At 63.8% G+C, this 17,969-nt stretch carries 11 protein-coding genes, 1 tRNA gene and 2 rRNA genes (1 of these 14 running past the window's edge); 8 read left to right on the forward strand and 6 right to left on the reverse strand.

All coding sequences use genetic code 11. The features are described from left to right. The 3 genes from LCL94_RS09635 to LCL94_RS09645 all read left to right on the forward strand — a co-directional run. Nucleotides 1-1,741, forward strand: a 23S ribosomal RNA gene (locus LCL94_RS09635) (it extends 1,049 nt beyond the left edge of the window). 116 nt (nt 1,742-1,857) lie between these two features. After that, nucleotides 1,858-1,972: ribosomal RNA gene (gene rrf / locus LCL94_RS09640) — 5S ribosomal RNA — on the forward strand. Between the two features lie 117 nt (nt 1,973-2,089). Then, a tRNA-Met gene (locus LCL94_RS09645) sits at nt 2,090-2,166 on the forward strand. Nucleotides 2,167-2,410: 244 nt separating this feature from the next. On the opposite strand, the gene LCL94_RS09650 is transcribed toward LCL94_RS09645, so the two are convergent. Continuing rightward, nucleotides 2,411-2,779, reverse strand: a complete 369-nt coding sequence (locus LCL94_RS09650) for a hypothetical protein (RefSeq protein ID WP_224832013.1) — start codon at nt 2,777-2,779, stop codon at nt 2,411-2,413. On the opposite strand from LCL94_RS09650, the gene LCL94_RS09655 reads away from it, so the two are divergent. From LCL94_RS09655 to LCL94_RS09675, 5 genes are all read left to right on the forward strand, one after another. Further along, nucleotides 2,768-5,236, forward strand: a complete 2,469-nt coding sequence (locus LCL94_RS09655) for a TonB-dependent receptor domain-containing protein (RefSeq protein WP_224832014.1) — start codon at nt 2,768-2,770, stop codon at nt 5,234-5,236. The two genes, LCL94_RS09650 and LCL94_RS09655, sit on opposite strands and share 12 nt — an antisense overlap. A 93-nt stretch (nt 5,237-5,329) precedes the next feature. Then, nucleotides 5,330-6,115 carry a hypothetical protein gene (locus LCL94_RS09660; protein ID WP_224832015.1) on the forward strand — a complete coding sequence of 262 codons (786 nt, stop codon included), beginning with the start codon at nt 5,330-5,332 and terminating at the stop codon, nt 6,113-6,115. Further along, nucleotides 6,112-7,719: a tetratricopeptide repeat-containing sulfotransferase family protein gene (locus LCL94_RS09665; RefSeq protein WP_224832016.1), complete on the forward strand. Its 1,608-nt coding sequence runs from the start codon at nt 6,112-6,114 to the stop codon at nt 7,717-7,719. Before LCL94_RS09660 ends, LCL94_RS09665 begins: the two co-directional genes overlap by 4 nt. Before the next feature lie 58 nt (nt 7,720-7,777). Further along, nucleotides 7,778-9,796: a TonB-dependent receptor plug domain-containing protein gene (locus tag LCL94_RS09670; RefSeq protein WP_224832017.1), complete on the forward strand. Its 2,019-nt coding sequence runs from the start codon at nt 7,778-7,780 to the stop codon at nt 9,794-9,796. Between the two features lie 30 nt (nt 9,797-9,826). Next, complete coding sequence (locus LCL94_RS09675; RefSeq protein WP_412070777.1) at nt 9,827-10,720, forward strand: HpcH/HpaI aldolase/citrate lyase family protein; 894 nt, start codon at nt 9,827-9,829, stop codon at nt 10,718-10,720. On the opposite strand, the gene LCL94_RS09680 is transcribed toward LCL94_RS09675, so the two are convergent. From LCL94_RS09680 to LCL94_RS09700, 5 genes are all read right to left on the reverse strand, one after another. Further along, a complete protein-coding gene (locus LCL94_RS09680; protein WP_224832019.1) occupies nt 10,717-11,451 on the reverse strand; it encodes a 3'(2'),5'-bisphosphate nucleotidase CysQ in 735 nt (244 codons plus the stop codon). The genes LCL94_RS09675 and LCL94_RS09680 overlap by 4 nt on opposite strands. 87 nt (nt 11,452-11,538) lie before the next feature. Further along, nucleotides 11,539-12,966 carry a sugar MFS transporter gene (locus LCL94_RS09685; protein ID WP_224832020.1) on the reverse strand — a complete coding sequence of 476 codons (1,428 nt, stop codon included), beginning with the start codon at nt 12,964-12,966 and terminating at the stop codon, nt 11,539-11,541. A 105-nt stretch (nt 12,967-13,071) separates the two neighbouring features. Beyond that, nucleotides 13,072-15,507, reverse strand: a complete 2,436-nt coding sequence (locus tag LCL94_RS09690) for a glycoside hydrolase family 3 protein (RefSeq protein WP_224832021.1) — start codon at nt 15,505-15,507, stop codon at nt 13,072-13,074. Between the two features lie 84 nt (nt 15,508-15,591). Beyond that, nucleotides 15,592-16,797 carry an MFS transporter gene (locus tag LCL94_RS09695; RefSeq protein WP_224832022.1) on the reverse strand — a complete coding sequence of 402 codons (1,206 nt, stop codon included), beginning with the start codon at nt 16,795-16,797 and terminating at the stop codon, nt 15,592-15,594. Next, on the reverse strand, nt 16,787-17,848 hold the full coding sequence (locus LCL94_RS09700) for a LacI family DNA-binding transcriptional regulator (RefSeq protein WP_224832023.1): 1,062 nt from the start codon (nt 17,846-17,848) through the stop codon (nt 16,787-16,789). Before LCL94_RS09700 ends, LCL94_RS09695 begins: the two co-directional genes overlap by 11 nt. Nucleotides 17,849-17,969: the final 121 nt, after the last annotated feature.

Here is a 17,969-nt window from a genome sequence, read left to right on the forward strand (position 1 = left end):
AGTGGGAAAGCATGTGGGAATCCCAAAACAACCAGGAGGTTGGCTTAGAAGCAGCCATCCTTTAAAGAAAGCGTAACAGCTCACTGGTCTAAATAAGGGTTCCTGCGGCGAAGATGTAACGGGGCTAAAGATATGCACCGAAGCTTAGGGTTGCAGTTTACTGCAGCGGTAGCGGAGCGTTCCGTAAGCGAGTGAAGGCGAAGGGTAACCGACGCTGGACGTATCGGAAGTGCGAATGCTGACATGAGTAGCGACAAAGAGGGTGAGATGCCCTCTCGCCGAAAGACCAAGGGTTCCTGCGCAACGCTAATCGGCGCAGGGTTAGCCGGCCCCTAAGACGAGCCCGAAGGGGGTAGTCGATGGGAACCACGTAAATATTCGTGGGCCTGGAGATGTGTGACGGATGGTGGAAGTTGTTCACCCTTATTGGATTGGGTGGGCAGCCAAGCTGTTCCAGGAAATAGCCTCTCCGTATAGACCGTACCCGAAACCGACACAGGTGGTCAGGTAGAGTATACCAAGGCGCTTGAGAGAAGTATCCTGAAGGAACTCGGCAAATTGCCTCCGTACCTTCGGAAGAAGGAGGCCCTGGATCGAGGCAACTCTTTTCAGGGGGCACAGGCCAGGGGGTAGCGACTGTTTAGCAAAAACACAGCACTCTGCTAAGTCGGCTTCAAGACGACGTATAGGGTGTGACGCCTGCCCGGTGCTCGAAGGTTAAGAGGAGGAGTGCAAGCTCCGAATTGAAGCCCGAGTAAACGGCGGCCGTAACTATAACGGTCCTAAGGTAGCGAAATTCCTTGTCGGGTAAGTTCCGACCTGCACGAATGGCGTAACGACTTCCCCACTGTCTCCAGGATATGCTCAGCGAAATTGAATTCTCCGTGAAGATGCGGAGTACCCGCGGTTAGACGGAAAGACCCCGTGCACCTTTACTGCAGCTTCAGAGTGGCATTAGGAAAGAGTTGTGTAGCATAGGTGGGAGGCTTTGAAGCGACGGCGCCAGCTGTCGTGGAGCCATAGGTGAAATACCACCCTGCTGTTTTCTGATGTCTAACCAGCTACCGTTATCCGGTAGTGGGACCCTCTGTGGCGGGTAGTTTGACTGGGGCGGTCGCCTCCTAAAGAGTAACGGAGGCGCGCGATGGTAGGCTCAGGACGGTTGGAAACCGTCTGCAAGAGTGCAATGGCATAAGCCTGCCTGACTGCGAGACTGACGAGTCGAGCAGAGACGAAAGTCGGTCATAGTGATCCGGTGGTCCCTCGTGGAAGGGCCATCGCTCAACGGATAAAAGGTACGCCGGGGATAACAGGCTGATGATTCCCAAGAGCTCATATCGACGGAATCGTTTGGCACCTCGATGTCGGCTCATCACATCCTGGGGCTGGAGCAGGTCCCAAGGGTTTGGCTGTTCGCCAATTAAAGTGGTACGTGAGCTGGGTTCAGAACGTCGCGAGACAGTTTGGTCCCTATCTGCCGTGGGCGTCGATACTTGAAAGGAGTTGCCCCTAGTACGAGAGGACCGGGGTGAACGTACCTCTGGTGTACCAGTCATCCTGCCAAGGGTGCCGCTGGGTAGCTATGTACGGACGGGATAACCGCTGAAAGCATCTAAGCGGGAAGCCTCCCTTAAGATAAGGTATCTTCGAACCGTCGTAGACCACGACGTTGATAGGCCGGGTGTGGAAGCGCAGTAATGTGTGGAGCTAACCGGTCCTAATAGTTCTTTTCGCGCTTGTAGGATCCCACCATCAACGACAGCCCTGTGCTGTCTTGGTCGGAGGAAATCTCCAAAGCCGGATAAGCCCAGAAAAGCTCAAAGCATCGATTTAAGCCCATGTCCGCCAGCTCTATTGCTTGGTGACCTTAGCGTCTGTGACCCACCCGATCCCATCTCGAACTCGGCCGTGAAACCGGACAGCGCCGATGGTACTAGTGCCTAAGCACTGGAAGAGTAGGTCGTCGCCAGGCATTAAAGCCGGCGGGCATCGGGATAACCCATTCACAGTTTCAAAAAGCCGCTGCCGGTGTGAACCGAGCGGCGGCTTTTTCGTCTCTGGGCTTCGCGCCCGGATGACGGCACGGTGCCGCGGGGTGGAGCAGCCCGGTAGCTCGTCAGGCTCATAACCTGAAGGTCGTTGGTTCAAATCCAACCCCCGCAACCACCGTCACACAACCTCCCTCTCGAACCGCTCGGTCGGCTTCCCTCACCGGGGAAACGTGGCCGGCCCGCTTTCGCCCCGCCAAGGCACTCCGATCGGGGGCTGTCGAGGCGTCAATTTCAAGGGGTGGATCGAGCGGTCCGAATAGCCACACTTGCTGAAAGCAAATCCTGTCGACTTCACGCGCGGCGCGAGATCTAGTCGGCGCGATGGCTGAAGCGGAGGCGCAATCTCAAAAATCTGCGCGTCAGAACCTTAGCGTGGTCAATATATCATCCGCTTGGCTCGAGAGGCTTAGCGCCTGTTCGCGAGTTACGCCGCCGAACTTCCCGCGCACGATATAATTGCCGAATGGGAGGCCGTCGAAGAACGCATACCCATCAAAGTCGCTTTGCGCCTGATAGGTATCGCCTCTTTCGCTCGTCAGTGACACCACCAGCCCAGTGACAGGATCCTGACGCTCGCCGGATCCGTGAATCAGGCGGATTTCGATCGTGCCTGTGGGGGCAAGCCGGATTGGAACCGGAAGTACCTGGCCCGGCCGCAAGGTCACCCGCGTGCCTTCCCGATCCGGACGCAACCGCTCGTCTTCTAGCGAGGATAGTTGCAGCGCCAAAGAGATCGGTCGGTAGGTCGGCAAGCCACCGAGCACTGTCACGCCGCCTGCCCCGACGCCTACATCTTCGACGAGAGCGGCGGCCGTGCCGACCTCATCGATCCGCGCACGGGCCAGGCCCACTGCGAAGACCTTCGCTGGGGCCACATCTGGACCTACAACCTGATCGACAACCTGCGCCTCGACGGTCCGGGCGGTCCCGACACCGGCACGCAGACCTCGCCGTTCGGCCGTACGGTCCTGCTGCAGTACCAGTATGCCAATGGTCCGGGCGGCGGCGCGCTCAACATCCCGGCCTACGGTCCGGCTTCCGGCCTGTTCGACTTCGTTGCTCCCCCGGGCTTCTTCCCGACCGGCTACGACGCTGCATCGATGGCTGTCCAGAACGCCTACCACCCGTTCGTTGAGCAGGCGACGATCATTCCCGAGACCGATCTCTACACGGTGTACGGTGAAGCGTCCTTTGAACTGGCGGATTCGGTCGAGCTGTTCGGCGAATTCCTCTACAACCGCCGCGAAACCTACCAGAACGGCTGGCGCCAGTTCTGGAACTTCGGCTGGACGGGCGACCTCTACACCACTGGTGCCGGTAACTACTGGAACTACTGGGGCGACGGTTTCGCCGGGTACAACTTCATCAGCCCGACCCCGATCACCGATCAGTCGGACAACAGCCAGAAGGTCGACTACCTGCGCGGTGTCGGCGGCGTGCGCGGCGATATCTCGACGGGCGGCAACTGGAAGTACGAAGCTTACGTCCAGTACAGCCGCAGCGACGGCAAGTACCGCTCGCAGCAGATCCTCCAGGATGCCTACGACAGCGGTTACTTCCAGTATTCGTCCTGCGTCGGCACGACGCTGCCCGTCTCGGGTCGCCAGTGCATCGACATTCCGTGGACCGATCCGGAATTCCTCCGCGGCAACCTGACGCAGGAGCAGATCGACTTCCTGTTCGACTGGGAAGAAGGCCAGACGATCTACACCCAGCTTTCGGGTGAAGCAGTCGTCTCAGGCGAACTGTTCGAGCTGCCGGCCGGCCCGCTGGGCATCGCCGTCGGTGTCGTGGCTCGCCGCGACGAGATCGAGGATACGCCGGGTGCGATCACCCTCGCCGGCAACGCATGGGGCACGACCACCGGCGGCATCACTGCCGGTAAGAGCGTCACCACCGAGGCCTTCGGCGAACTTAGCGTCCCGATCCTTGCAGACACGCCCTTCTTCGAAGACCTCACCCTGTCGCTGGCAGGCCGCCTCACCAACGTGACGGCGACCCGCGCTTCGGATGGTGTGGAAGACGAAGACAACGGCAACTTCACCTACAAGATCGGCCTCAACTGGGCGCTGACCGACTGGCTCCGCTTCCGCGGCAGCTACGGCACCTCGTTCCGTGCTCCGGCGCTGTTCGAGCAGTTCCTCGCCGACGAGACGAGCTTCGTCAGCCAGCGTTTCGACCCCTGCATCAACTGGACTGCAGGCCTGAACGACGGCACGACGTCGCAGCGCGTCGCCGACAACTGCGCCGCTGACGGCATCCCGGGCAATTACGGCGGCGGCGGTATCACTGCCACGGCGTTCTCCTCGGGCGGTCTCGGCAATCTCGAGGCCGAAACCTCGAAGGCCAAGGTCATCGGTGTCGTCCTGACGCCGGATCTCCCGTTCCTCGGCGATACGAAGCTCAGCCTTGCGGTCGATTACTTCGACATCGAAGTGAACGGCGAAATCTCGCAGCTTGGGCCGGTGGCCATCCTCAACGGCTGCTACTCGTCGGAAGACTTCGCGAACGAACCGCTGTGTGACCTGTTCAACCGCGGGCAGAACGCGACGGCGATCTACCAGATCAACGAGATCTACGACCAGTACATCAACATCGCGAGCCAGCGTAACTCGGGTGTCGATGCCTCGCTCAACATCTCGCATGACATGGGCGATCTCGGCCTGCTGACGCTGCGTGCAGAAGCCACCTGGCAGACGCGCGACAACTTCCAGCTGCTGCCGACTTCGGAAGTGGAAAGCGACAATGGCGAAGCGGGTTCGCCCGACTGGGTCGGCGACTTCCGCGCAACCTGGGCCCATCCCTCGGGCTTCAGCGCATTCTACGGCATCAATGTCATCGGCGGCACGTCGAACGAGGAAGACTTCCTCTCCGACAATGGCGGCGATCCCTGCCTTGAATCGTTCAACCGCGACAATCCGGCCGGCGATCTGCCGATCTACGGCCGCTATTGCCCGGACCTGACGACGCCGACGACGTTCTACCACAACTTCTCGATCAGCCAGGAAATCGCCGATGGCCGTGCAGAAGTTACGCTGGGCGTCAGCAACATCTTCGATACGCGCCCGCCGCGCGTGTCGCTGTTCAACGGCGGCCAGATCAGCACGCTCGGCCCGGTGGTTGCTGCCTCGCAGTATCCGTTCGTCGGTCGCCGCGCCTTCATCAACGCATCGATGAAGTTCTGATCGCGAAAGCATAGGGCGGGAAACCGTCCACAAGAACGGGGCGGCATGGCAACATGTCGCCCCTTCTGTTAGGGCCTCCCCCAAGGAGCAAAAATGCCGGAAATTCTGGTTCAGCGAGACAATCTGGACGAAGCGAGCAGGCGGTTCGAGCAGGCGCGGCTGGAACGCCCCGTCTTCCTCAACTCCATCCCCAAGAGCGGTAGCCACCTGCTGCGCAACATCATGCGGATGTTCGTGCCGGTGGAGCAGACCTACCCGGCGGATTTCATCCAGTGGGGCAATTTGCAGGCGCACCGCCAGGCCTTCGATCCGGCCAATCCGAAACTGAGCTGGGGCCATTTGTTCTACGCCGATGCCTCGGCCATCGAGACTGCGCCCGCACACCGCGTCCTGCTCTACCGCGATCCCTACGACTGGGTCATCGCCCGCGCGCGCTTCATCCTGTCGGACCAGTTCCAGGGCAATGTCGATCACCTGAGCAGCGGCGTGCTGTCAGGTGACGAGCTGCTGACGATGATGATTTTCGGCCTGCCGCAGAAGCTTCCTTCGCTCAACGACATCTACGAACTCAACGCGGCCGCATGGCTTGGCGCGCGCTGCCATGTCGTGAAGTACGAAGACCTCATGCGCCACTTGGCCGACCTCGACAGCGATGCAGCGGAAACATTCTTCTCCGACCTCCTCGATGCATCGGGTATCGCCAAGCCTGCCGACTGGCGCGATCGCGTGCGCACCGGTTCCGCGCGCGAGGAAAGCGCGACAGCGCGGGAAAATCTTACCGGCGTCGGTATCGAATTGCCCAAGCAACTTGGCGAACGTCACCGTGCTCTGGTCGACTACCAGGCCCCGGGCCTGCGCAAGGTATTGGGCTACGCATGAACGGCAATGTCACCAGCGCACCGGGTGCCGGCACGATCTCCATCCATCCGCGCCTGTTCCCCGCGCGGGAAATGATCGACGACGGCAAGTACGAACAGGCCGCGCAATATCTCATCGGGTTCCTGCGCCAGAACCCCGAAAACCCGCAGGCGCTGGCCATGCTCGGGCAGGCGGCCAACCGTCTCGGCGCGCTTGGGCAGGCAGAACACTTCATGCGCAAGGCCATCCAGATGGGCGCGCGCGAATATGACAACCGGTTCCAGTTGGCGACGATCCTCAACCAGCAGGCGCGACCGGTCCCGTCGGCAAGGATGCTGGAAGCGCTCCAGCAGGAACGGCCGGATGCCAACACCCGCCTGCTGCTCGCATCGATCTACGAGAAGATCGGCGAAAGCGAGCGGGCGCGCGAAATGTATGCCGAACTGGCACAGCAACATTCCAACCATGCGCCGACGCTCATCGCCTATGGCCACAGCCTGCGTTCGGCGGGCCAGGTCGACGAGGCTGTCGCGGCATACCGGCAGGCGATCGCTGCCGACGACGGTTTCGGCGATGCATGGTGGGGACTTGCCAGCATCAAGGCGAAGATCCTCACCGACGAGGATATCGAGACGATGCGTGCGGCGCTGGCAATTGCCATCGACGAACGCAATATCGCGCCGCTCCATTTCGCCCTTGCGCGGGCGCTCCACGACCGCAAGCAGCACGCCGAGGCGTTCGAGCATTACAAGCTGGGCAATGACCTGCGGGCAAAGTCGCTCGACTACAATGCCGAGGAACTGAGCGGAGAGGTCTCGGAAACCGCGCGCATGGTCGATGCAGCCTACCTCTCCAAGATGTCTCTGGCACCGGTCGGGGATGCCGTGCCGGTATTCATCATCTCGCTGCCCCGTTCAGGCTCGACCCTGCTCGAGCAGATGCTCGGCTCGCATTCGCAGATCGAGCCGGTAGGCGAATTGCCCTACGTGCCTGCCATCCTGCGCAGCTTCATGGAGATGGCCACGCGCCGCGGGAAGCTGACCGTGCCGCAGGCGATCACCGCGCTGCCGGACGAGCAGGCTGCCGCCTTCGGGCGCGACTACATGGAACGGGCAGCGGTGCATCGGACCGAAGGCACCCGCTTCTTCCTCGACAAGCTGCCGCAGAACTGGAGCAATGTGCTCTTCATCCGCAAGATACTGCCGCAGGCGCGTTTCATCGACATCCGCCGCCCGGCGATGGACTGCTGCTGGTCGAACTTCACCCAATCCTTCACCAGCGCCCACCCCTCGTCCTTCACGCTGGAGGACATGGGTCGCGCCTATGCCGACAATGTCCGCCTGATGGCGCATTTCGACGCGGTTGCGCCCGGCATAATCCACCATGTCGACTACAGCGCGCTGGTCGAGGACCCGCGCACCCAGATTGGTGGCGCGCTCGACTATCTCGGGCTGGAATGGGAGGACGATATCCTCCAGTTCCACCAGTCCGACCGCGTCGTGCGCACGCCCAGTAGCGAGCAGGTTCGCCGTCCGCTCAACCGCGACGGGATGGAGGTCTGGAGGCCCTATGCCGAATATCTCGGTCCCTTGCGCGACACGCTTGGCGATCTGGCCGAGGCTTAGTGGTCTCGCGGCCGAGCATCCCTTGACCCGCCGTGCCGCCTCGCCGAAAGCACCGGCGATGAAAGACATCTCGCGAATTGGAATCCTGCTTGTCTCCTCCATGACGCTGTGCGCCCCCCCGCTCAGCGCGCAAGACGCCGGCGAGGAAGATGCGACCGTCATCGTCGTGACCGGGGAGGGGCTCTCCGAAACCCCGGCAGCACCGGCCTATGCCTCGCAGGAGATTTCGCGCGAGGAGATCGTCTCGAGCGCTTCGGGCAGGATCGAGGACGTCCTGTCGGGCGTCGCGGGTTTCCAGCAGTTCCGCCGCTCGGACAGCCGCTCGGCCAATCCCAGCGCGCAGGGTGCGACCTTGCGGGCGCTGGGCGGCAATGCGACCAGCCGCGCGCTGGTGCTGCTCGACGGGGTGCCGATGGCCGACCCCTTCTTCGGCTTCATACCGTTCAGCGCCATCGCTCCCGAAACGCTGGGCGAGGTCCGCGTGACGCGTGGCGGCGGGGCAGGGCCCTTCGGCGCGGGCGCGCTGGCCGGCACGATCGAACTATCGAGCGCCGGGCTGGACGATCTCGGCAGCTTCGGCGCACAGGCGCTGGTGAACGACCGCGGCGGGACCGAGGCCTCGGCGCATGTCGCTTCGGGGCTGGGCGGTGGCTTCGGCTCCCTGTCCGCGCGCTGGGACCGTGATCCCGGCTTCCACACCACCCCCGAGGCGGACCGCGTGCCTGCTACCGCACGCGCGGCCTACGACAGCTATTCGGTGCAGGCGCGCGGCGTCGTCCCGCTTGGCGAGACAATGGAATTGCAGGCGAGGGGGCTCGTCTATGACGACCGCCGGACCCTGCGCTTCGACGGGGCGGACAGCTCCAGCACGGGGCAGGATGCCAGCCTGCGCCTGGTCGGTCATGGTGACTGGGCGTTCGAGGCGCTCGCCTATTTGCAGGCACGCAATTTCACCAATGTCGTGATCAGTTCGACGCGGTTCGTGCCGGTGCTCGACCAGCGCAACACTCCCTCCACAGGGCTCGGCGGCAAGCTGGAGCTGCGCCCGCCGGTCGGCGAGGACCACGTGTTGCGGATCGGTGCCGACTACCGCCGATCGGACGGCGAGCTTTACGAGACGGCGATCAGCGCCTTCTCCGGCAATGTGACCGAGCGGCGCAATGCCGGCGGGACCAACAGCGACCTCGGCCTGTTCATCGAACACGACTGGACGCTCGGCGCGCTGACACTGACTGGCGGCGCGCGCATCGACCGCTACGCGATTTCGCAGGGCTTCTATGAAGCGCGCAATGCGGGCGGCATCCTGGTGCGGCGCGACGATTTCGCGGACAGGTCGGGCTGGGAGAAATCCTTCCGTGGGGGCCTGCTTTACCGCCTCGGTGACACCGCGCGGCTGCGCGCTGCGGGCTATACCGGCCTGCGCTTGCCGACGCTGAACGAGCTTTACCGTCCCTTCGTGGTCTTCCCCGTCACCACCAATGCCAATGCCGGGCTGAAGAACGAGCGCCTCGTCGGATACGAGCTGGGCGTGGACCTCGAACCGGCGGAAGGCGTCGAGCTGTCCGCGACCGTGTTCGAGAACCGCGTCGAGGATGCCATCGCCAATGTCACGCTGGACCCGGTGACCCGCCAGCGCCGCAACATCGAGGAAATCCGCGCACGGGGGGCAGAAGTCTCGGCCGGGATCACTTTCGGCCAGCTGCGCTTCGACGGCTCGTTCGCCTATACCGATGCGAAGGCTTTCCAGCCCGGTGCGGATTTCGACGCCAATCGCCCGTCGCAGACACCGCGTTGGGCGGGCAGCGCGACGCTCGGCTGGCGACCGGCGGATGGCTGGCTGCTGGCGGCAACGCTGCGCCATGTGGGTGACCAGTTCGAGGACGACCTTGAAAGCGATGTCCTGCCAGCCGCGACGACGCTGGGCGTGTTTGCGGAAATTCCCTTCAGCGACCGTTTGGCCCTTGTCCTGCGCGGCGAGAACCTGACCGACGAGACAATCGTCACCCGCAACCAGGGTGGATCGATCGACCTCGGCACGCCGCGCACCGTGTGGGCCGGCGTCAAGCTGGGACTATGACGAGAGCGAATATTCGAGAGGATGCCTGACGTGACCGATACCCCCGTGCTCCCCCCGCGTTTTCGCTCCTGGCTGTTCGCGCCCGGGGATAGCGAGCGCAAGATGGCCAAGGCGACCGAAGGCGAGGCCGACATCGTCATCTTCGACCTCGAGGATGCCGTGGCCGAGGAAGCCAAGCCAGCCGCGCGCGAAGGCATTCGCACGTTCCTGCTCGCACAGAGTGAAGAGGCGCGTGCCCGCTTGTGGGTGCGCGTGAATCCGCTGGATGGTCCGCATACGGCAGACGATCTTGCGGCGATCATGGCGGGCAGGCCGGGCGGCATCATGCTGCCGAAATCGCGCGGGCGGCATGATGTGGAGGAACTGGACCGGCTGATGACGCCGCTCGAGGTGGAAATCGGCATCACGCCCGGCTCCACACCGGTCATCGCGCTGGTGACCGAAGTCGCTGCGGCCATGTTCACCACGGGCGATTACGCAGGCTCGCCGCGGCTTGCCGCCATGACCTGGGGGGCGGAAGACCTCGCCGATTCCATCGGCGCCCTGTCCAATCGCGGCGAGGACGGCGAATACACCTTTACCTATGAGCTGGCTCGCAGCCTCACCCTGCTCGGCGCTGCTGCAGCAGGCGTTCCTGCAATCGAGACCATCGACGGGGATTTCCGCAATCTTGAGGGCCTGAAGAAACGCGCCGAACGGGTGCGCCGCGACGGGTATCGCGGGATGCTCGCCATCCATCCGGCACAGGTGCCCGTCATCAACGCAGCCTTCTCTCCGAGCGACGAGGAAGTGGCCGAAGCGCGCGAAATCGTGGCGCTGTTCGAAGCCAATCCCGGCGCAGGTACAATCGGACACAATGGCCGGATGCTCGACCGGCCGCACTTGTCGCGGGCGCGGCAATTGCTGGCGCAGGTCGAAGGTTAAGCCGACAGGCCTGCGACTTCGGACAGTACCTGTTCGGCATATTCGGGCCGGCAGATAAGCAGGTCCGGCATGTAGGTGTCCGCCTGGTTGTAGACCAGCGGGCTGCCGTCGATGCGGCTAGCGTGCAGGCCATGTGCAAGCGCGACCGCGACCGGCGCGGCGCTGTCCCATTCGTACTGGCCGCCTGTGTGGAGGTAGATTTCCGCCTCGCCGCGCACGACTGCCATTGCCTTGGCCCCTGCCGAGCCCATGGGCACGAGCTGCGCACCGATCGCGTCGGCGACGGCCACGGCTTCGGCGGCGGGGCGGGTGCGGCTCACCACCATGCGGGGCGTTGCAGCCGCAGCGGCCAGCGGAGCGGGAGCGTCGCTGCGCAGGACCAGGTCGAGGCCGGGCAGGGCTACTGCGCCGACTTCGGGACGGCCTTCGATGCACAGCGCCACATGGACTGCCCAGTCGGACCGCTCCTCGCCATATTCGCGTGTGCCGTCCACCGGATCGACGATCCACACGCGGTCCTTCGACAGGCGTTCATCCGTGTCCTTGCGCTCTTCGGAGAGGAGACCGTCATCGGGTCGCTGCTGGCGGATCGCGTGGCAGAGGAACTGGTTGGCCGTCTCGTCGCCCGCCCGGCCCAGCGCCTTGCCTTCGAACATGCCGCTTGCGCGCACTTCGAGCAGGATGCGGCCGGCGGTGGCGGCAAGATGTGCGGCAAGATCTGCGTCGGTCATGGCGATTGCATCGGGTCCAAAAGCTAGGGGGTCCGCATGGCAGACCGAAGTCGCCGTGCGAACCCCCGAATTTGCATCCCGGCGGGATCAGGCGACGGCAGGGCGCCGCGCGTAGATGCCGAAGGCGGCGATTATGCCATAGCAGACCACCGGGATCACCATGGCAAGCGCCAGGTTGCCGCCGGTTGCGTCGGCGACCACGCCGTAGAGCAAGGGAACCACCGCGCCGCCGAAGATGGCCACGTTGATGATGCCCGAACCGTCTGCCGCACGCGGACCAAGCTTCTCGCAGGCGAGCGAGAAGATGGTCGGGAACATGATGGAGTTCATCAGGCCCACGGCCAGCAGCGAATAGGCAGCCACCTGGCCTGCGGTATTGGCCGAGATGACGATCAGCAGGATCGCGCCGATGGCATTGAAGGCCAGGATCTTGCCCGGGCTGAAGACGCGCAGCAGGCCCGAACCGATGAAGCGGCCGATCATGGCGCCGCCCCAGTAGAGGCCGATCATCCAGCCGATGACGCTTTCCGGCTCGCCGAGCACGCGTTCGGTCGACAGGTAGTTGATGATGATGGAACCGATCGAGACTTCCGCACCGACGTAGAGGAAGATGCACAGCGCGCCGAAGCTGAAGCGCGTACGCCGCAGGAGCGCGTTGTCGTAGAGCCACACGGCCGGTGCCGCGAGAATGAAGAGCACGCCGAGCCAGCCGCTGACGTTGAGGGCCAGGAAGGCGCCAGCCGCCGCAAGGGCGAGGCCGACGAGATAGCGGCCGTTCGACACCAGTTCGCCGTCACCCATGATCTTCTCGTCATGCGGGAGGCGGTTGCGGAACATCCACACGGCCGCGGCGACCAGCGCGATCAGCGCGGCAACACCGAGATAGCCCTGCCAGATCGCCTCGCTTTCGGCGGCGCGGTAGGCTTGCAGTTCGGCGCCCGACAGCTGGTCGGCCGACATGTTTGCAAGGCTGCCGAGGATCACGGCGGCCCCGACGATCGGGAAGACCGTGGTGCCCAGCGAATTGAACGCCTGTGCGAAGGTCAGGCGGCTGTGGGTGGTCGACGGCGGCCCGAGCAGGCTGATGAGCGGGTTTGCCACCACCTGGACGATCACCACGCCGCTGGCGAGGATGAACAGGGCGCCGAGGAAGATGGCATAAGTTGCCGTCTGGCTCGCCGGGATGAACAGCAGGCAGCCCAGGATCATCGTGGCAAGGCCTGCCACAGCGCCGCGCATGTAGCCGATCTTCTTGACCAGCTTGGCGCCCGGAATGCCGATCACGAGGTAGGCGGCGAAGAAGCAGAACTGCACCAGCATTGCTTCGGTGTAGCTGAGCGTGAACAGCTCTTTCAGCTTGGGAATGATCACATCGTTCAGCGAGGTGATCCCGCCGAAGATGAAGAACAGGCCCATCACGAAATACTGCAGGCCCGGTGCATTTACCGGCGGCGTGTCGTCATCGACGACCGGTGCCGGATCGGTGCTCGACGAAACGTCAGGTGCCAATGCCATTCAGTTTACCCTCCCAATGGCCGGCGACCCGATGAATTGCCGGCATTCCTAATCTGTCCGGTTTGCCAGCCTTAAGGGCTCAGGCAAAGCGAATACGAATGCCCCTTAGAAAGAGCACTCCGTGCCTTCCGGCAGGTCTTTGCGTTCCACCGATGCGATGCCGAAGGTGAGCTTGGACCCGGTCGCGAATTCGATCCGGTCGCCGAGCGTCGCTGCGCACGCCGCGGTGACGACCATTTCGCGCCAGCCCTTGTCGCCTGCGTGCTGGAATTCGCGCGTCACGTCGATCGTCGTGCTCTTGTCGCCATTTGCAACGGTCAGGCTGACCGGGCCGGTCGGGCGACCGAGCACCTGGTACGTGATGCGATAGGCGCCGCTGCCGCCATCGGGCTGCAGGATGCCGAAGCGCGAGCCCGGCTGCATGGTGATTTCACGCGCATCTTCCTGCGCATTGCGATCGACCCCGCGGATGGCGACGCCCGCCGCGCTGGAGGTCCCCCGCATCTGGGCGAGCATGTCGCTCGCCATGGCGAGGTTGCCGCCTGCGGCATAGGCGACCACGCCCGAGGCGAGGCGCCCCGACCCGAACAGTTCGGAACTGTCGAAGCTTTCGAGCGCAAGGCAGCTTTCGTCGAGCTGGCCGAGCGGCGAGGTGTCCTCGAGGGTACGGCCATAGCCGAAGGCAAACAGCGCGCCTTCAGGGCCGTTCACGGGCTTGCCGTTGCAATCGGCGGGCCAGGAGAACGACAGGTGACCGGTTGCAGGGCGCGCGCCGGTAAGGACGTCGGCCACGCCGGCGCCCTCGCTGCCCGGCAGCCAGGATGCGACGAAGGCATCGGCGGCATTCAGTTCGCGGTTCATCCACATGGGACGGCCCGAAAGGAACACGGCAACGGTCGGAATGCCCTTCTCGCGGAAGGAGCGGAGCAGTTTCAGCCCCTCTTCGTCGCGGAAGACCATGTCGCCCTGGTCCCCGGCGAATTCGGCATAGGGCTTCTCGCCGAAGACGACGATGGCAACGTCGGGGCGGGCGCTGAAGCTGCCGTCGGGCGAAAGGGTGGCACTGCCGCCCTTGGCGTTGACCGCTTCCTTCAGCCCGTCCCAGATGGAACTGGCATTGGGGAACAGCGCGCCGTTCTTGCCGGCATCGCCGCCCATCACGTATTCGCTGCCGCCCTGCCATTCGAGCGTCCAGCCGCCCGATGCCTGGCCGATATCGTCTGCGGCAGTGCCGGCAACCAGCACCTTCGCGCCGCTGCGCAGCGGCAGGACGCCGTTGTTCTTCAGGATGACCTGCGACCGGGCCACGGCCTCTCGCGCGATGGCGCGGTGTTCTGGCGAAGCGAGCTTGTCGAACTGGCCGGCATAGCCGCGCTCCGAAGGACGCTTCGCATCCACTCCGAGCAGACCGGCGCGGTACTTGACCTTAAGGACCCGCGCCACCGCCTCGTCGAGACGCGACATCGGAATGGTTCCGTCCTTGACCTGGGCTACCAGCGTTTCCATCAGCGCCTTCCAGTCGTCGGGCACCATGTAGATGTCGAGCCCGGCGAGCAGTGACTGCGCACAGTCGGTGACCGTGCAGCCCGCGACCTGGCCGTGTCCGTTCCAGTCGCCCACGACCAGACCGTCGAAGTCCATGCGTTCGCGCAGGACGCCGGTCAGCAGGGCCTCGTTGCCGTGCATCTTGCGCCCGTTGATCGAGTTGAAGCTGGCCATGACCGATTCGACGCCCGCAGCGATAGTCGCGGGGTAGGGGCGTCCGTGCAGCGCGATCAGCTGCTCGATATCGCCGTTCACTTCGCCCTGGTCGACGCCATTGGCCGTGCCGCCGTCGCCGAAGAAGTGCTTGGCCGTGGCAATCACGTGACCGTCGCCGAGGAAGTCGGGATCGCCCTTGCGGCCCTGCAGACCCTCGACGAGAGCGGCGCCCAGCTTGGCGACAAGATCGGGATTTTCCGAGTAGCTTTCGTAGGTCCGGCCCCAGCGGTCGTCCTGTGCGACGGCAACGGTGGGCGAGAAGTTCCAATCGATCCCGGTGACCTCGATTTCGACTGCCGTGGCCTTGCCGATGCGGCGGACGAGATCGGCATCGCCCGCCGCGCCAAGCGCGATATTGTGCGGGAAGATCGTCGCGCCCACGACATTGGTGTGCCCGTGGACGGCATCCGTGCCCCACATGGTCGGGATTGCCGGTTCGCCGTTTGCTAGCGGCTCTACCGAGGCGTCGTACATTTCGTCGGCAAGGCGCAGCCATTCGGAAGCGGGGGCGAATTCGTCACCATAAGGGCCGCCGTTACCGCCATTGAGATAGCTGCCAAACCGGTAGCGTCGCATATCTTCGGCGGTAAAGGAGTTGATCTGCGGCTGGATGAGCTGGGCGACCTTGCGTTCCACGCTCATGCGCGAAACGAGGTCGGAAACTACGGCGTCTTCGGCCGAAACTGCGGATGCGGCGGGCGCGCTTTCGACATCGCCCGGAACAGTGGTGCACCCAGCAGCGGCAAGGGCTGCAGCCGTTGCCAACCAATACGCTTTCATTGTCCAATCCCTCCCGCTCTCTAGGTTGATTGAGAACGTTATCAACCGCAAGAAGTGACATGCTTCGGTTGCAAAATCAAGCGGTCAGATTTTCCGGGTCGGGGTTATGAGCAGGAGCATGGCCAGCGCTGCCAGTGCAGCGAGGACAAGGAACAGCGCGTCGAAGCCGAACACCGGTACTAGCGCCAGTGTAAGCCAGGGCATGATCAGACTGGGCACCGTATTGGTGAGGTTGAACAGACCGAGATCGCGACCGCGAGTGGCGGGCCTTGGCAGGACACGCAGCGTCTGGCTGGTATGCAAAGCGAGGAAGACGCTGGTGGCGAGGCCGAACACGACATAGCCCGCGATGGCTGGCACCAGCCCGTCGGCAAGGCCCATCATCACGAGGCCCGCCGCTCCGACACCTGCTCCCCATGCAAGCGGGACGATCGGTCGGTCTGTCCGGTCCGACCATTTGCCTGCCAACATGGCAGCGGGAATCGACAGGGCCAGCACGACTGTAAAAACGGTCGCCGTCTGGTTGTCACCAAACGCAGGATCGATCGTCGCGAACCAGACGAGAAGATAGGCGAAGAGAGCGGCTTCGGCGATCTGGACCAGCAACCGAGCGAACCACATCCGGGCCACCGTGCGGTCGATCCGGGGCAGTACCGAGGTTCTCAGCGGTGCTTGGATTTCGGGCGCTTCCATGAGGTGCGGCATCGGGCGCGGGCGGCCGAACAGGAGGACGGGCGCAACCATCAGCGCCACGATCACCGCGACGATCACCAGGCGCGCATCGGGTTCCGCGACCCCGGGCAGGGTGATCACTGCCCCCGAGAGCGCACCCAGGGCCGGGGCGCACGCCAGAAGTCCTCCCAGTCGCCCCTTCTGGCCATCGGGTACGCAATCACCGGCCCAGGCGGCCAGCGGAGCCAGCATCATGTTAAGACCGATTTGCCACACCACGATTAGCGCCAGAAGCTCGGCCGGATTGCTGGTCCGGCTGACCGACACCAGCAACAGGCACGACAAGGCGAGGCCGGTTGCGATCCAGATGCGGCGGTTGCGTGTCCGGTCGCTCGCCCAGCCGAAGAAGATATTGGCAAGACTGGCGGAAATCGCGCCGGCAAAGGCTATGTATGCGAGAGCGCCGACCGTATCCGATCCTTCCATCGCGGTAACGCGAAGGGGCAGGAGCAATGTCAGAAACGGAACGTAGGCGACCGCGCCGCCGGCGGCAGCCAGTGCGTAAAGATACAGGAACCGGCGCGATTGCTCCGCCTGCGACCGGACCTCAGGCGGCATTGTCGCCGGGAGCCGGCGCGGTCGAATCGCGGACCACCAGCTCGCCCTTCACGCGAACCGGCTCGGTGGGAGGGGGGGTGCCGCGCGCCGCAATAAGCAGTTCGACCGCCCGCGAAGCTGTGGCCGCAATCGGCTGGTCGATGGCCGTAAGGGCGGGCTGTGTGAACCGCACGATCGGCGAATTGTCGAAACTGATTACCGACAGGTCTCGGGGGACTTCGAGGCCGTACTCCTTGGCTGCTTCGAGCACGGCGATACTCATCTGGTCGCTGCTGGCGATGATGGCGGTCGGGCGATTGGCGGTGCCCAGCAGCTTGCGTGCTGCGGCCAGGCCGGTCTCGAACCCGAAATCGCCCTTTTCGAGCAGCCCGTCGGTCGAAAGTCCGGCAGCGAACATCGCTTCCTGCCAGCCTGCCACGCGCCAGCCGCTGAGGCTGAATTCCGCAGGCCCGGCAATGAAGCCGATTGCTGTATGGCCGAGCCCGAGCAGGTGTTCGGTCGCGATCCGCGCATTGTGCGTGTCGCCCATGGTCATTGCGATGCCAGGCCCGGGTTGAGTCGAGCCGATCCGCGCGAAGGGGATCCTGCGTTCGGCCAGGAGGCCGGTGATCAGCGGATTTTCCGAGTGGGGCGGGGTGAGGATCACCCCGTCGGGCTGCAGGGCCGATATGGCCGCGCCCAGCTCGCGCTCGACATGATCGTTATGTGTGTCGACCAGCTCGATCATCATGCGGTAGCCATGCTCCGCACAGGTCAGCATCCCGCCGAACATCATCTGGTCGACCCAGTCGCGGCCTTCGCGAGCTTTCCAGTCGGCAATCGTGAGGTCGCGGTCGTTGATCGCAAGGATGAGGTAGGAACGCGATCCGCTCATCTGCTGGGCGGCCTTGGACGGCACGTATCCCAGCTTGTCGATGCTGGCCTGCACCCGCTCCTTCATGACGGGGCGGACGTTGGGTTCGTTGTTGATGACGCGACTGACGGTCTGCAGCGATACACCGGCATCTGCAGCAACGTGCTTGATGGTGACAGCCTGACGGCGCCTACCCATATCGAAACCCCCAAGGTCTGTTCAGGCCGGATCGCCAGCAGGCCGTTACTCTAGCCAAAGGCCGCGCCGGTTGGGAAGCGCGGCGCTGTCGAAATCAACGCCTTCGAAACAAAGCGGGCCC

Source organism: Qipengyuania gaetbuli, assembly GCF_020171365.1.
GTDB lineage: Bacteria > Pseudomonadota > Alphaproteobacteria > Sphingomonadales > Sphingomonadaceae > Qipengyuania > Qipengyuania gaetbuli_B.